Origin of the sequence: Streptosporangium sp. DT93 (assembly GCF_049844535.1) — a bacterium.
Taxonomy (GTDB): Bacteria; Actinomycetota; Actinomycetes; order Streptosporangiales; family Streptosporangiaceae; genus Streptosporangium.
In genome coordinates, this window is record NZ_JBNCLF010000005.1 from 122,559 (window position 1) to 137,335 (window position 14,777).

General features: G+C 70.2%; 11 protein-coding genes. 7 read left to right on the forward strand and 4 right to left on the reverse strand.

The window, feature by feature from the left end; translation table 11 throughout:
- Positions 1 to 254: 254 nt before the first annotated feature.
- Positions 255 to 965, reverse strand: coding sequence for a transcriptional repressor LexA (gene lexA, locus ACLQ2R_RS13275; protein WP_425959774.1), 711 nt, complete (start codon positions 963 to 965; stop codon positions 255 to 257).
- A 928-nt stretch (positions 966 to 1,893) separates the two neighbouring features.
- Here lexA and ACLQ2R_RS13280 point away from each other — a divergent pair.
- From ACLQ2R_RS13280 to ACLQ2R_RS13290, 3 genes are all read left to right on the forward strand, one after another.
- Positions 1,894 to 2,049 carry a hypothetical protein gene (locus ACLQ2R_RS13280; RefSeq protein ID WP_425959775.1) on the forward strand — a complete coding sequence of 52 codons (156 nt, stop codon included), beginning with the start codon at positions 1,894 to 1,896 and terminating at the stop codon, positions 2,047 to 2,049.
- 404 nt (positions 2,050 to 2,453) lie between these two features.
- Positions 2,454 to 2,915, forward strand: coding sequence for a transcriptional regulator NrdR (gene nrdR, locus ACLQ2R_RS13285; protein WP_425959776.1), 462 nt, complete (start codon positions 2,454 to 2,456; stop codon positions 2,913 to 2,915).
- 85 nt (positions 2,916 to 3,000) lie between these two features.
- A complete protein-coding gene (locus ACLQ2R_RS13290) occupies positions 3,001 to 5,850 on the forward strand; it encodes a vitamin B12-dependent ribonucleotide reductase (RefSeq protein WP_425959777.1) in 2,850 nt (949 codons plus the stop codon).
- Positions 5,851 to 6,018: 168 nt separating this feature from the next.
- Here ACLQ2R_RS13290 and ACLQ2R_RS13295 read toward each other — a convergent pair whose 3' ends face one another.
- Entirely contained in the window at positions 6,019 to 7,077 is a 1,059-nt protein-coding gene (locus ACLQ2R_RS13295) for a Shedu anti-phage system protein SduA domain-containing protein (protein ID WP_425959778.1), read from the reverse strand.
- 369 nt (positions 7,078 to 7,446) lie between these two features.
- Between ACLQ2R_RS13295 and ACLQ2R_RS13300 the strand changes: the two genes are divergently transcribed.
- The 3 genes from ACLQ2R_RS13300 (at position 7,447) to ACLQ2R_RS13310 (ending at position 9,148) form a co-directional block, all read left to right on the forward strand.
- Positions 7,447 to 7,836, forward strand: a complete 390-nt coding sequence (locus ACLQ2R_RS13300; protein WP_425959779.1) for a hypothetical protein — start codon at positions 7,447 to 7,449, stop codon at positions 7,834 to 7,836.
- 163 nt (positions 7,837 to 7,999) lie between these two features.
- Positions 8,000 to 8,665: a hypothetical protein gene (locus ACLQ2R_RS13305; protein WP_425959780.1), complete on the forward strand. Its 666-nt coding sequence runs from the start codon at positions 8,000 to 8,002 to the stop codon at positions 8,663 to 8,665.
- Between the two features lie 222 nt (positions 8,666 to 8,887).
- Complete coding sequence (locus tag ACLQ2R_RS13310; protein WP_425959781.1) at positions 8,888 to 9,148, forward strand: hypothetical protein; 261 nt, start codon at positions 8,888 to 8,890, stop codon at positions 9,146 to 9,148.
- A 62-nt stretch (positions 9,149 to 9,210) separates the two neighbouring features.
- Here the strand turns inward: ACLQ2R_RS13310 and ACLQ2R_RS13315 are convergent, their stop codons facing one another.
- Entirely contained in the window at positions 9,211 to 10,149 is a 939-nt protein-coding gene (locus ACLQ2R_RS13315) for a DNA-3-methyladenine glycosylase family protein (protein ID WP_425959782.1), read from the reverse strand.
- A gap of 129 nt (positions 10,150 to 10,278) precedes the next feature.
- A complete protein-coding gene (locus ACLQ2R_RS13320; protein WP_425959783.1) occupies positions 10,279 to 10,452 on the reverse strand; it encodes a hypothetical protein in 174 nt (57 codons plus the stop codon).
- A 710-nt stretch (positions 10,453 to 11,162) separates the two neighbouring features.
- On the opposite strand from ACLQ2R_RS13320, the gene ACLQ2R_RS13325 reads away from it, so the two are divergent.
- Positions 11,163 to 14,714 carry a WD40 repeat domain-containing serine/threonine protein kinase gene (locus ACLQ2R_RS13325; RefSeq protein WP_425959784.1) on the forward strand — a complete coding sequence of 1,184 codons (3,552 nt, stop codon included), beginning with the start codon at positions 11,163 to 11,165 and terminating at the stop codon, positions 14,712 to 14,714.
- Positions 14,715 to 14,777 lie beyond the last annotated feature (63 nt).

Sequence of the window (14,777 nt, forward strand, 5' to 3'; positions counted from 1 at the left end):
CGCCGGCCCCCGTGCGAGGGCCGGCCATCCTTGAGGATGCCGGCCCATCGACGTTCCGTACTTCCTGCGGCGCGCCTCGCATCCACGCATCCACATGTCCACGCTGGCATCAACGGCGTTCGTGTCCGCGTTCGCATCGGCGGCGTCCGTGTCCACGCTCGTGCCGATGTCGTACGCGTCCGCGCTTGTGCCGGTGCTTCGTCTCGATGTCGCGTGGCCGCTCCGCGTGTCGCGCGGATGCGGGGGAGGATGGTTCAGAGCTTGCGGAGAACCGCCACGACCTTGCCCAGGACGGTGGCCTCGTCACCGGGGATCGGGTCGTAGTTGGGGTTGTGCGGGACCAGCCAGACGTGGCCGTCCCTGCGCTTGAAGGTCTTGACGGTGGCCTCACCGTCGATCATCGCCGCGACCACGTCACCGTTGTCGGCCACGGGCTGCTGGCGTACGACCACCCAGTCGCCGTTGGCGATGGCGGCCTCGATCATCGAGTCACCGGTCACCTGGAGGAGGAAGAGCGTGCCCTCGCCGACGAGTTGCCTGGGCAGGGCGAAGACGTCCTCGATGCTCTCCTCGGCGAGGATCGGGCCACCGGCGGCGATGCGCCCGACGAGCGGAACGTACGCGGCGGTCGGCCTGCTGATCGGCGTCTCGTCCTGGTCGGAGTCGGGGTCCACCCAGAGCACGGGCTCGCCGGGCAGGCGCACCTCCAGGGCACGGGGGCGGTGCGGATCACGACGCAGATAGCCCTTGCGCTGCAACGCCGTCAACTGGTGCGACACGCTGGAGGTGCTGGTGAGCTGCACGGCCTCACCGATCTCCCGCATGGACGGCGGGTAGCCGCGCTGCTGCACGGAGTCGCGGATCACCTCAAGGATCTTCCGCTGCCTGGGGGTGAGGCCAAGGGAGTCACGCCTTCGCACCGCCAGGTCGCTGACGGCCGAACCGTTCTCGTCGTGCTGGCTCATACGAACTCCTCGCCTCCCGATCTGTGTTGAACGCGTCGCACACAGCGACCATATCTCGGCCCAAGATCATATTCAAACAATTGTTCGAATGTCCTCGATATCGGCCACGCCGTGGTGTACAACATCGTACGGGAGTTCGATCGACATCGTGTTCGATTCGCCGATCTTTCTTCGATATGTGTTCGGCCAGGTCGAGGGGATGGGGGTCACCATGAAACCGACCACGACGACACCGCGATCCACGTCCGAGCCACGGTCCCGGGCCGCTCGGCGGTCCCCGGGCGTGCCGGGTGCCCCGCGCCTGCGGCTGGTGCCGCCGCCGAGGTCGGAGGCCGATCCCGGACGGGAGGCGGGGCCGAAACGGGAGGTGAGGCCCGGCCGGGAGGCGAGACCGGTGCGCGAGCCGGTGCGCGGTCCGAGGTCGGCCACGGGCCCGGATCGCACGCGGGCGTCCCGGCCCGAGGGGGCGCCGGGCGACACCCGCGGTTCCCGGGGAGCGGCTCCCCGGGTTTCCCGCTCGAACGCGGGCCCTTCCGGCGTGCGGCCCGCGGCGCCGGGGTCCGTGACGCCGGGCTCCGTGTCGCCCGGGTCCGGTCCGGCGGGGTCCGTGCCGCCCGGATCCGCTCCGCTCCGGCCCGCCGCACCCGGGGGCGGTACGTCCCGCTCGGCGTCACCCCGCTCCGGTGCGGCCCGGTCCGGCAAGTCCCGGTCTGACAGGTCCCGGTCTGACAGGTCCAGGTCTGAAAGGCCCCGGTTCGGTAGGTCTCGCCTGGGTGGGGTGGCGTCTGTTCCGCTCCGGTCCGTCCCCTCCAGGTCCCGCGGGTCCCGGTCCGGTCCTTCCGGGGCCGGCGCTCTTCGGCCGGGTGCTTCCCGGTCCGGGGCGGTCCGGCGGCCGCTCCGGCTCACCCGGCGGGGCAGGATCGTGGCGGTGGTGACGCTGGTGCTGTTCGCCCTGGGGGTGATCTGGATCGGCGGCCGCATCGACGTGGCCGTGGCGGGCGAGCGGGCCGGCACGCAGGCCCCGTTCCGGATCGCGGCGCACGTCGACGACACGCCCCGGCAGGGCGCGGCGACGCTGACATAGGTGGGGGCGGCCCCGCGGGCGCGCCCCAGGGGCCGATACGGAGCGGTGAGGAACAGTCGCGACCGGCCGCCCCGCGGGCGCGCGGTCCCACCGCGCGCCCGGGACGCGGGTGAGGCGGGTGACGTACGAGGTGGGGGTACATCCGGTCGGCCGGCGACACGCCGGGGAATAACGGCTGATCAGCGACTTCGCGCCGCAAGGTCCTTTCAACTTGCGTTCATGGTCGCGCACTTCTACGGTTGGAACCACAACATCTAGTGGCTGCACCTCAACACTTCACCATAGATTGTGTTTCCATTACCGCCTCTCGACTGATCGAGAGGCGTGCGCGAGCGTTTTCTCGTGCGTGCCGTGGGACGGGTGGGGTGGGTGTGCCGCTTCGGCAGGTCAGGAAGGCGGCACGCGTGCACTGTCCGTTCTGTCGTCATCCTGACACCCGGGTCATCGACAGCCGTTCCACCGAGGACGGAGGCGCGATCCGCCGCAGGCGCACCTGCCCCGACTGCGGGCGCAGGTTCACCACGCAGGAGACCGTACTGCTCATGGTGAGCAAGCGCAGCGGCGTGACCGAACCGTTCTTCAGGGACAAGGTGATCGCCGGAGTCCGGCGGGCCTGCCAGGGGCGGTCCGTCGGCGAGGACGCCCTGGCGCAGCTGGGCCAGCGGGTCGAGGAGAGCATCCGCTCCACCGGGTGCGCCGAGATCGCGGCCCACGAGGTCGGGCTGGCCATCCTGGGTCCGCTCCGCGAGCTGGACGAGGTGGCGTACCTGCGCTTCGCGTCCGTCTACCGCGGATTCGAGACCCTGGCCGACTTCGAGGCCGAGATCGAGCAGCTCCGGGCGGAGCGCTCCGCAGAACAGAAGTGAGACAGACCCCGGCGCCGGGGGTTGGGACGGCGCGTTGGTGTGATCCGATTCGCGGGTTCCACGGAGCCCCAGGAGGGGGAAAGTCATGACGGAGACCGTCAGCGGCACAGTGTCACGCGGGGGTAAGCGCCCGCGCAAGGGTCTGAAGATGAAGCGGATCTTCACCACCCCGGGCGTGCATCCCTACGACGAGCTGACCTGGGAGCGTCGCGACGTCGTCATGACCAACTGGCGCGACGGCTCGGTCAACTTCGAGCAGCGCGACGTCGAGTTCCCCCGCTCGTGGTCGGTCAACGCCGCCAACATCGTGACCACCAAGTACTTCCGCGGCGCGGTCGGCACCCCGCAGCGCGAGTCGAGCCTCAAGCAGCTCGTCGACCGGGTGGTGGGCGTCTACACGAGGACCGCGGTCGAGCACGGCTACTTCGCCACCGACGAGGACGCCGAGATCTTCGACCACGAGCTCAAGCACGCCCTGGTCAACCAGGTCTTCAGCTTCAACTCGCCGGTCTGGTTCAACGTCGGCACCGCCTCGCCCCAGCAGGTGAGCGCCTGTTTCATCCTGGCCGTCGACGACCAGATGGAGTCCATCCTCGACTGGTACAAGGAAGAGGGTGTGATCTTCAAGGGCGGTTCGGGCTCCGGCGTGAACCTCTCCCGGATCCGCTCCTCCAAGGAACTGCTCTCCAGCGGCGGCACCGCCAGCGGCCCGGTCTCCTTCATGCGCGGCGCGGACGCCTCCGCGGGCACCATCAAGTCCGGGGGCGCGACCCGCCGGGCCGCCAAGATGGTCGTCCTCGACGTCGACCACCCCGACATCGAGGAGTTCGTCGAGACCAAGGCCCGCGAGGAGGACAAGGTCCGCGCCCTGCGCGACGCCGGGTTCGACATGGACCTGGGCGGCAAGGACATCGTCTCCGTCCAGTACCAGAACGCCAACAACTCCGTGCGCGTCTCCGACGAGTTCATGAGCGCGGTGGAGAAGGGCGAGAAGTTCGGCCTGCGCGCCCGCCTCACCGGCGAGGTCATCGAGACCGTCGAGGCCCGCGACCTGTTCCGCAAGATGGGCAAGGCCGCCTGGGAGTGCGCCGACCCCGGCGTCCAGTACGACGACACGATCAACGACTGGCACACCAGCCCCGAGACGGGCCGCATCACCGCCAGCAACCCCTGCTCGGAGTACCTGCACCTGGACAACTCCTCGTGCAACCTGGCCAGCATCAACCTGCTGAAGTTCCTCAGGGCCGACGACACCTTCGACATCGAGAACTTCGTGAAGGTCACCGAGCTGATCATCACCGCGATGGACGTCTCCATCACCTTCGCCGACTTCCCGACCGAGAAGATCGACCAGACCACCCGGGCCTACCGCCAGCTCGGCATCGGCTACGCCAACCTCGGCGCGCTGCTCATGGCCACCGGCCACGCCTACGACTCCGACGGCGGCCGCGCCGTGGCCGGGGCCATCACCTCGCTGATGACCGGCGCCTCCTACCGCCGCAGCGCCGAGCTGGCCGCGGTCGTGGGCCCCTACGACGGCTACGCCCGCAACGCCGAGGCGCACAAGCGGGTCATGCGCAAGCACAACGAGGCCAACGACGCGCTGCGCACCTTCGCGGAGATGGACGGCTCCATCCACCGCGAGGCCTCCCGGCAGTGGGCCGAGTGCCTCAGCCTCGGCGAGCGGAACGGCTACCGCAACGCGCAGGCCTCGCTGCTCGCCCCCACCGGCACCATCGGCCTGATGATGGACTGCGACACCACCGGCATCGAGCCCGACCTGGCCCTGGTCAAGTTCAAGAAGCTCGTCGGCGGCGGCTCCATGCAGATCGTCAACCAGACGATCCCGCGCGCGCTCCGTCAGCTCGGCTACCAGGAGGAGCAGGTCGAGGCGATCGTCGAGTACATCGCCGAGCACGGCCACGTGGTCGACGCCCCGGGCCTGAGCCGCGGGCACTACGAGGTGTTCGACTGCGCCATGGGCGAGCGCGCGATCGCCCCCATGGGCCACGTCCGGATGATGGCCGCCGCCCAGCCGTTCCTGTCCGGTGCCATCTCCAAGACCGTCAACCTTCCCGAGTCCGCGACGATCGAGGACATCGAGGAGGTCTACCTGCAGGGCTGGAAGCTCGGCCTCAAGGCCCTGGCGGTCTACCGCGACAACTGCAAGGTCGGCCAGCCGCTGTCCGCCTCGGGACGCAAGACCGAGGGCAGGAAGGCCGACGAGAAGGCGGCCGCCGCGGCCGAGCCGGAGATCAAGGTCGTGGAGATCAGCCGCCCGACCCGGCGCCGGATGCCGAACCAGCGTCCCAGCACCACCACCCGCTTCACCGTGGGCGGCGCCAAGGGGTACATGACCGCCTCCTCCTACCCCGACGACGGCCTCGGCGAGGTCTTCCTGAAGATGTCCAAGCAGGGCTCGACCCTCGCCGGCGTCATGGACGCCTTCTCGGTGGCGATCTCCATCGGCCTGCAGTACGGGGTGCCGCTGGAGACGTACGTGGGCAAGTTCGTCAACATGCGCTTCGACCCGGCCGGGATGACCGACGACCCGGACGTGCGCATCGCGGCCTCGGTGATGGACTACATCTTCCGCCGCCTGGCCCTGGACCACCTGCCCTACGACGACCGCGCCGCCCTGGGGATCTTCTCCGCCTCCGAGCGCGCGGCCCAGCAGCGGGGAGAGGACCCGGCGCCGATCCAGACCGAGGCGGTCATCGCCGAGCTCGCCACGTCGGCCCCGATCGAGGAGCCGCAGCCCCGCTCCGAGGCCGAGCCGGTTCCCGTGGAGACCCCGCGGCGCGGCGGCTCCCTGGAGTCCCACGAGGGCCGCACCGCCGACGCGCCGCTCTGCATGACCTGCGGCACCACGATGCGCCCCGCCGGAAGCTGCTACGTCTGCGAGGGCTGCGGCTCCACCAGCGGCTGCAGCTGAAACAGATCGGGATACGACATCGTGAGAAAATTCACCCGATCGTCCATAGGAAACAAGCGCTTGGCGGTTTTGCCGCGCTAAGGGTGTAATCAAAAGAAGTGGGAAGCCAAATATCAGGCTTCCCACTTCTGCTGTCTCGTTAGCCCGTGAAGCACGGATGATGGCTGGCTAGGCGAGATCGGGTGCTGATGGATCGGCCAGATCGAGGATGCGTGCCGCCGTATCGAGGAGTTGCTTGTAGGTGATGACCACGATTCGCGAAAGGTGAGAATTGTAGACACGGAGGGTCTCGTTGATCTGAGTTTCAGAAAATTCGGTCTGGAAAGCGGGGTGGCCGATGACAAGAACGGCTGTCGCGCGCCGGGTGTCAACGCCGTGGCTGAGGATCGCGTCACGGTTCTCGTCGAGGAGTTTCAGATAGTTCTGTATCTGGGCCATGCCTTTGTGGACTTCCTCTGCGGGGATGGTGGATGTCCGATGGCTTTGGATCACCTTGACGGCGGCGCGTTTTAGTTCGACGACGTGCAGGGTGCCGTCGGGGCGGAGCAACGGGATGTCGAGCTCCAGGCCGCGGGTCAGCCTACGGCGTAGGGACTGGCCAACATACTCGCCGCTGAACAGCCACCATGCGCCAGTGAGTGCTTTCTGGATCTGGGACTCCGAGCTGTACGGATGCTCGACCACCCGCCGGATCTCAGCCAGTTTCCTGCGGCGAAGACGGAGCTGCATTCCGGCGAGGATCGTTTCGGCGTCGGCGCGGGAGAGGATCGTTCGTGACTCCGGCGGCAGCTCTGTGACGGGGTGACTTGACGTGGTGAGGGGTTCGTACGCAGAGCGCCGTAGCAGAGCGTTGGCCAGCCGAATACCGCCCTCCTCATCCAGCCTGTGGACCCGGTAGATCCCCGCCTCGCGGTCCTCCACGACTTGGATCGATGCTCTGGCCAGTCGTCTGAAATGGTCTCGCGCCTCGGCGACTTCAGCTTCCGGATACTGTTCGAGAAAGTCCTCGAAGATCGATGAGATCGCCAGATGCGTGTTCGAGGCCATCAATTCGAACATGCCGAAGGTCTGGTTCGAGGTTCCACCGAACAACTGGTATTTGTCCTCCAGGTCAGGGCTCAGGACCCGGCCCGTGGCGTAGCCCAGTGCGTCGTCGAGTCGGGCGGTGGACTCTAGGTCGTCTCCGGTTTCCGCCTGCCTGATCGCGAATCGGATGAGGTCCAGCATCGTTTTTCCACCTCGGTAGGAAGTACCGATGTGGTCAAGGACGTCTTGAACGGCTGACTTGACCTGATCGGATACGGCGAGCGAGCGAGTGAGCATCAGGAGCGATGTAAGCGCATAGTCCGAACGGATCTTTTTTCTGCCAGCCAATACCGTCAACTCCCTGTGCCGTCCGGGCGACCCGCTCGTCCGGGGTTCCAGACGCTGCCACACGCCGCCGACAGAACTCGGTTGTCAGCCAGAACTGAGGGATGAAACGGGTGAGTCGGCGTGGTTGTTATCATCTCGGCTATGCATGAGGAGCGGTCAACAGGACCCAAGGGCTTCAGGTAGCCCGTCAGGAGATACCTGGCGGTGTCATCAGGGAGTCCTATGTCCCGCACCGTCCATCATGTTTCCCGATCGCGTTCCGGTATCGGTCATGTGTCTGGTGGTCCTTGGCGGTCGGTGACTGTCGTTGATCTGCGGTACAGCGACGCGTGCCTGAAGGAGGCGGTCCGGGACGGTCGTCGGCCGTACCCGAAGCTCGTCCGCCGTAGGACGATCGTCTACTCCTGGGCGCGGGTTGATCTCCATGATCGATTCGTGTCGCGACAGGCGGGCGTCGAAGAGCGCCGGGAACGGCAGCGACTTCGTCGTTCTGCCGCAGTGATTCGTCAGGTGATCAACGCCGTAGTCGATGATTGTCTTGCCAATGAGGCGCTGGAAGATCTCGACGTCCCGCCGGCACGGCACCGCCGTAACGCGGTCTGGCTAGCGTGATCGCCTGAGGAATACCGCACCTTTGGAATAAGTGCACTGCCCCGGCATCCCGGGCCGACAGGCGGCCCCCGCGTAGCGCCCGGCGGTGAAAAGGGGGGCCGGATCCGGATCCGGCCCCCTTCCGGCGTTCTCAGAGGGCCCTCACGGCGAAAGGGAGCAGCCGATGACCGACGCGGACACCCGGCGGGAGACGCGGACGGGCGAGCAGGTGCGCGACTACCTGCTCGCCCAGCTCAACGCGACCCTCCGCCGACCGGGCATGTACGGCGGGGAGACGGCCCTCAGGCTCTTCTTCGACGCGATGGCGTTCACGGACGATCGCGAACAGGCCTGGAGGGAGGAGCAGGACTCTCTGCGGGAGCGAGGGGCTTTTCTCAGCACGGGCGTTCGAGGTGCCTTCGAGTCCCTCTGGGATGCCGGGACCGAGGACATGGTCGCGTCCGTCTACGCCGAGTGCGCCCATCGTCACGGCTGGCTCCACCTGGACCGTGTCCTGCCCCGGGACGAGTACGACGGGCTGATCGGTGTCGGCGAGACCTGGTGCGAAGGCGATCGTACCCTCGGGCAGATCCTCGGCATGGCCGGACCGCCGTCGCTCCACTGCGGTGGCACGAACCCGTACCGGCCCAAAACCCTGGTGTACGCGACGGAGCACCCGCGAGATCCTTTGCTCTGCCTGCATTTCTGGAACGAACTCCTCGAGCCGAGCACGGATCGGGTCGCCCTGTACGACGAGCCGGTGCTTCTGGCCGTCCGCGTCGGAGGTGCCGACTTCGCGGACGGCTTCACCTTCACACCGACCGGCACGAACCGGCGCTGGGAAACCTAGTCGGCTGGATATGTCGGATGTGCCTTGTCTTGTGGGTTTTTGATTGCGAGGCGTCGGCCGGGGTAGTCGGCCCGAGGCCGTCGTACCGCCGGCCGGAACGGTGGACGCAGGGCCCTGGGGCCGGGCGCCCGTCGCGACGCGAGCGGTGGGGTCACGCGGGTGCGGGAGCCCGCGTGACCCCAGCGCCGCCGGTACGAACACGCTTCGAGGAAAGGTGAGAACGTGTCAAGCAACTCTGGACAGACCGGTTCCCAGGCGGCGTCGGCCGCGGCCGAGACGCTGAACGACTCCGGCTCGACCGAGAAGGAGAAGTCGGCCGCGGCCAGCGCGCTGTCGCAGGCTCCGCAGAGCCAGGGGGAGACCGGTTCCGAGGCGGCGTCGGCCGCCGCGAAGACGCTGAACGACTCCGGCTCGACCAAGAAGGAGAAGTCGGCCGCGGCCAGCGCGCTGTCGCAGACGCCGTCGGACTCCGACGAGAAGTAGACGTCCACGCTCTCCCCGTCCGGCGGGCCCGTCCATTCCGGCGGGCCCGGCGGGCACGGGGGTCAGGGGGCGGGCAGCCGGTTGACGGCGTGGTCGCCGCTGCCCCACAGGTACTGGACGGCGTACGAGCGCCAGGGCCGCCAGGCGGCGGCACGGCCGGTGAGGGCGGCCGTGGTGACGGGAAGGCCCGCCCGCAGGGCGGCGGCGCGGACCCCCAGGTCGGTGGGGAGGAAGGCGTCCGGGTCGCCGAGGGCGCGCATCGCGATGGTCTCGACGGTCCACGGCCCGAATCCCGGGAGCGCTGAGAGCCGTGCGCGGGCCCTTCGGCGGTCGCAGCCGGGGCGCAGGTCGATCTCGCCGGAGGCCAGGGCGGAGACCAGGCCGACGAGCGTGGCGCGGCGGGCCCGGGGGAGGGCGAGGGCGGAGGGGTCCAGCAGGGACAGCGCCGCCGGTGTGGGGAAGAGGTGGGTGAGGCCCCCGCCGCGGTCCGAGATCGGTTCGCCGTGGGCGACGACCAGCCGGGCGGCGTGCGTGCGGGCCGCAGCCGTGGAGACCTGCTGGCCGAGCACCGCGCGTACCGCCAGTTCCGCGGGATCGACCGTACGGGGCACCCGGCGCCCGGGGGCGGCGGCCACGAGGGGGGCCAGCACCGGGTCCTCGGCGAGGAGACCGTCCACGGTGGCGGGATCGGCGTCCAGGTCGAGCAGGTCACGGCACAGGCCGATCGCGGCGGGCAGGTCGCGGGGGTCGGTGAGGTCCAGCAGGCAGCCGACGTGCCCGGTCAGAGGCCGCAACGCGACGACGCCGTGGCCGTGGGGGAGCCGCAGGGTGCGGCGGTAGGCGCCGTCCCGCCACTCCTCCACGCCGGGCACGGCGGTCGCGGCGAGATGCCCGAACAGGCCCTCCGCGCAGAGCGGCGCCTGGAACGGCAACATCGTCGACAGGACGCCGGTGCCGTCCTGCGGGCGCCGGTCGGGAACACGTTCCGCGTCGTCACGCATGTCACCAGCATCGCCGGTGCCCGCCCCGGGAGGGACCGCGCCCCCGCGGGTCACCGGCCGGCCCGCTCCCGAAGGGGCCGGAGAACGCGGAAAGACCCGCACGCAGGCGGGTCTCCTTCGTGGTGGGGATCAGGCCGCGGGGGTGGGGCCGCTCGTCCTCGGGAAGCGCAGCACGTTGCGGCCGGTGTAGGCGCCGAGGTCGATGACCTTGGCGTCACCGGGCACCCTGCGGCGCGACGCGGAACGGATGTCCCTGATCGTGAGCCGTGCGACGTACGGCGGCACGGCGACAAGTCTCCTCATTGAGCCCCCCGGCGTGATAGTTCCGTTATGGGAAGTGTTTACAGGCTTGTCCGTAAAACTGTTGTAAAGCCCGAAATTAGTAGGGGAGTGGACGTCCCGAGGGAGACCGCAGGTCCAGGCCGAAGGTTCGGGCCCGGCGCGTCCTCCGCCGCCGGAGGATCCTGGCGTGTCGCATGATCTGCTCCCTTCCCGAGCCGGTTGCGTTCCGTCTCGTCCGACGCCGCCTGCCCGGCTTTCCCGGAGGCCGTGCGGAGCAAACCTAGCCCTCCCCACTCTTTGGATCAACCGTTTTGACGACGCCGGGCGTTCGTTCGTGTACGCGGCGTGACGAAGCGCCGGACTCGCGGATGGGTCGTCTGTTTCTCGTGTGGCACGCGCGCCGTGCGGATACGGCCGGTGCGAGCCCGGATACTGTGGCCACGGCCGGTTACCGGTGTCCCCGAGTCCTCGAACGGCTCGCCCCGTCACACCGGGAGCGGGCATCCTGGAGCACGTCACCGGCGTCGCCTTCCGCCGGCCGCGACCCGCCGGCGATCCGACGACGATCCGACGACGATCCGACGGTGGCCGGGAGGGTCCGCACACCGTTCAGGCAAGGAGGGCGAGGCATGTCCCGGGTGGACGAGAACACCCCCGCGAGCACCCCGTGAGCACCCGCGAGCCTTTCCCTCCGTCCGAGCGTCCGAGATCACCGTTGAACGGAGTGTGAGTTGAGTACGGCACTTATCGACGGTGATCCCCAACGCCTGGGTGACTACTGGCTGGCCGGCCGGCTGGGCGCGGGAGGCCAGGGCGTCGTCTACGAGGCCTACGACGCCGAGGGGCGCCGGGTCGCCCTGAAGGTCCTGCACGGCGACGCCGGGGCCGACCCGGAACTGCGCGAACGGTTCGGCCGCGAGGCCGCGGCGGCCCGCCGCGTCTCCTCGTTCTGCACGGCGGGGGTGCTGGACGCGGACCTGGAAGGCCCCCGGCCGTACATCGTCAGCGAGTACGTCGAGGGCCCCAGCCTGCGCAGGGCGGTGACCGAGGGGCGCCGCTTCACCGGGGGCGACCTGCACCGGCTGGGGACCGCGATCGCCACCGCGCTGACGGCCGTGCACGAGGCCGGGGTCGTCCACCGCGACCTCAAGCCCGACAACGTCCTGCTGGGACCGGACGGCCCCCGGGTGATCGACTTCGGGATCGCCCGGACGATCGACATGTCGACGACCGCGACCGGCATGGTGGCGGGCACCCCGACCTACATGGCTCCCGAGATCTTCATGGGCCGGCGCGCGACCACCGCCGTGGACGTCTTCGCCTGGGGCGGGATCATGGTCTTCGCCGCGACGGGCGCCGACCCGTTCCGGGCGGAGAGCCTGGGCGGGGTCATGCACCGCGTGCTGTCGCTCCAGCCCCAGCTGGACATCCTGCCCGAGCACCTGCGGCCGTTCGTGGCGGCCTCGCTGGCCAAGGACCCCGCCTCCCGGCCCACCGCCAGGGACCTGCTGCTCGCGCTGGTCAGCGGGGACGGGGCCATCGACACGCCGAGGCTGCTGGCGGCGGGCAGCGACGCCGGCGCCCGGATCCGCGCCACCTCGGCCGATCCCGCGCTCGGCACCCTCGCCGAGGACGCCTACGCGGGGCTCGGCCCGGCCGAGCGGGAGCTGGCCCCCGAGGTCTTCCTGCGGCTGGTCACCGTCGACGACGACGGCCGCCTGGTCGTACGGCAGGCGCAGTGGGGCGAGCTCCTCGACGGGCGCCAGGAGGCCGAGACGGCCGCGGTCCACCGCCTGCTGAAGGTCTTCGCCTACCTGGTCACCCACGACGAGCGGGAGGTGTGGCTGTCGCGTCCCGCACTGCCGCAGGCCTGGCCCCGGCTGCGCATGTGGGTCCGGGCCAACCGCGACGGCCTGGCCGTGCACCGGGGGATCCTCACCGCCGCGCGCCGCTGGCAGACCCAGGGACGCAGGGACGGGGACCTGTTCCAGGGCAGCAGCCTGGAGAACGCCATGCACTGGGCGGCCACCGGCCGCCGCAACATCACGCTCAGCCCGATGGAACGCGACTTCCTGGAGGCGGGCGCGGCCCTCACCCGGCGCCGTGCCCGCCGCAACCGGGTGCTGTCGGCCACGCTGGCCGTACTGCTGGTGGTCGCGCTCGCCGCCGGCGCGCTGGCCGTGCAGCAGGGCAGGGTGGCCGACGCGCGCAGCGTCGTCATCGCCTCCCAGCGCGACGAGGCCACGGCCGCCCGGCTCGCGGCGACCGCCGAGACGCTACGGATCGCCGAACCGGTCACGGCCATGCTGCTCAGCGTGGCCGCCTGGCGGCTGAAGCCGGTGACCGAGGCCAGGGCGAGCCTGACGGGCTCGCTGGCCCAGCGCGAGACGGCCACCTTCCACGATCCGGCCACCGGCATCCAGACCCTCAGGCGGCTGAGCGCCGACGGCCGCACGCTCGTCAGCGTGAGCGACGGCGAGGTGCGCCTGTGGGACGTACGGACCGGAAAGCGCGTCGGCGGCTTCACCGGGGTCGGCGGCGACCTCTACGGCATCGCGCTGAGCCCGGACGGCGGGAGGCTCGCGGTGGCCGGCGGCATGAAGGTCAAGGTCTGGAACGTCAGGACCGGCAGGCCGACGCGGTTCTCCGCCCCCGTCCAGGGGCGCTCCGGCGGGGGCGACACCGGGGTGTTCTTCGGGCAGGCCGACGACTGGCTCGCGATCACCCAGGGGGAGAGCATCGGGCTGTGGAACGTCACGACCGGCAGGCGGGTGGCGCCGCCCGTGGTCACCGGGGACTTCGACATCTCGGCAGACGGGAGCGCGTTCGCGATCAGCGCCCTCGGCGGGGAGGTGGCGGCCTTCACCCTGGAGGACCTGCGCAGGATCCCGCTGGCGAACGGCACCTGCACCGGCGACTGCATGAGAACCCTGGCGTACGCGCCCGACGGCGGGACCATCGCCGTCGCCAGGGGCAGGAGCGTCGAGCTGCGCGAGGCGTCCACCGGGGCGAAGATCGACCTGCTGTTCGAGGAGGGCGCCACCGGCGGCCTCGTCTTCAGTCCCGACGGGAACTTCCTGGCCACGGCCACCGACACGGCCCTGCGCCTGTGGCGGGTCCGCGACGGACGGCTGCTGCTCACCCAAAGGGTCGACGCCCACAACCCCCAGGTGGCCTTCGACCCCGACGGGCGCACCCTGCGCTACCTCACCGAGGACTCGGTGACGAGCCTCGACGTCTCCGCGCTGACCAGGCCCGACGCGCTGAAGGGGGAGCGGGAGGGCTGGTCGGCCCTCAGCCCGGACGGGCGGCTGCTCGCCTTCCGCGCGACCGGGGCGAGCGAGATCCTGATCCGGGACGTCCGCTCGCGCGCCAGGGCAGGCTCGCTGCGGGTCGGTCCCGAGGGGTCCGACGGCGCCTTCAGGATGGCCTTCAGCGCCGGCGGCGAGCGGCTGGTGGCCACGACCGGCGTCGACGACTCCCCGCTGGCCGTCTGGGACACCGCCACCTCCACCAGGCTCCCCGCCTCCTTCGCCGTCCCCCGTCAGGGCACGGTGTCGGCCGCGGCGATCAGCGCCGACGGCACCGCCGTGGCCGCCTACGTCCTCCACTACGACGACGTTCTCGAAGAGGGCGGGGAGGTCCACGTGTGGGACCTGCCCGGCGGACGGCTCCGCTGGTCACGGCCCCAGCCGGTCGTCGAGCAGATGACGTTCACCCCGGACGGCGAGGCGCTCGCGGTCGCGGGCGGGGACCAGCGGCTGCTGGACGCCCGCACCGGAAAACCGTTCGGCGACGTCTACGGATCGCCCACCGTCGGTATCCCGGCGACCACGATCGCCTTCGGCGGGGACGGGTCCCGCTTCGCCGTCGCCGACCGGATCGGGCGGGTGTCGGTGCTCGAGACGCGCGGCAGGAAGCGGGTGGGCACCATCATCCGTGGTGAGGCCGGCACCGGGGCCCTCCTCACGTACTCGCCCCGGGGCGACGTCGTCGCAGCGGCGGTGAACGAGCGGTCGGTGGGGCTCTGGGACGTCGCGACCGGGCGCCGCCTCGGCCAGCCGATCGTGGCGCAGACCGGGAACCTCCACTCGCTGGCGTTCAGCCCCGACGGGACCCGGCTGTTCGCCGCCGACTCGGTGGGCACCGTGACCGCGTTCCCGGTCGACCCGGAGGCGGTGGCCCGCGCCGTCTGCGAGCGCGCGGGGCGCACCCTGTCGCGCGAGGAGTGGCGAACCCACCTGAAGGACCTGCCCTACCGCGACGTCTGCGCCGGGGGATGAGAACCTTCGTCCCCGAGGCCGCATCGAACCCCGAGAGAGTGGCGCGGGCGATCAGTGGAGGCT

Excerpts from the sequence above, each read along its gene's own strand:
- lexA (WP_425959774.1), bottom strand. The coding sequence starts at position 965 with ATGAGCCAGCACGACGAGAACGGTTCGGCCGTCAGCGACCTGGCGGTG.
- ACLQ2R_RS13290 (WP_425959777.1), top strand. The coding sequence starts at position 3,001 with ATGACGGAGACCGTCAGCGGCACAGTGTCACGCGGGGGTAAGCGCCCG.
- ACLQ2R_RS13295 (WP_425959778.1), bottom strand. The coding sequence starts at position 7,077 with ATGCTGGACCTCATCCGATTCGCGATCAGGCAGGCGGAAACCGGAGAC.
- ACLQ2R_RS13300 (WP_425959779.1), top strand. The coding sequence starts at position 7,447 with ATGTCCCGCACCGTCCATCATGTTTCCCGATCGCGTTCCGGTATCGGT.
- ACLQ2R_RS13305 (WP_425959780.1), top strand. The coding sequence starts at position 8,000 with ATGACCGACGCGGACACCCGGCGGGAGACGCGGACGGGCGAGCAGGTG.
- ACLQ2R_RS13315 (WP_425959782.1), bottom strand. The coding sequence starts at position 10,149 with ATGCGTGACGACGCGGAACGTGTTCCCGACCGGCGCCCGCAGGACGGC.
- ACLQ2R_RS13320 (WP_425959783.1), bottom strand. The coding sequence starts at position 10,452 with ATGAGGAGACTTGTCGCCGTGCCGCCGTACGTCGCACGGCTCACGATC.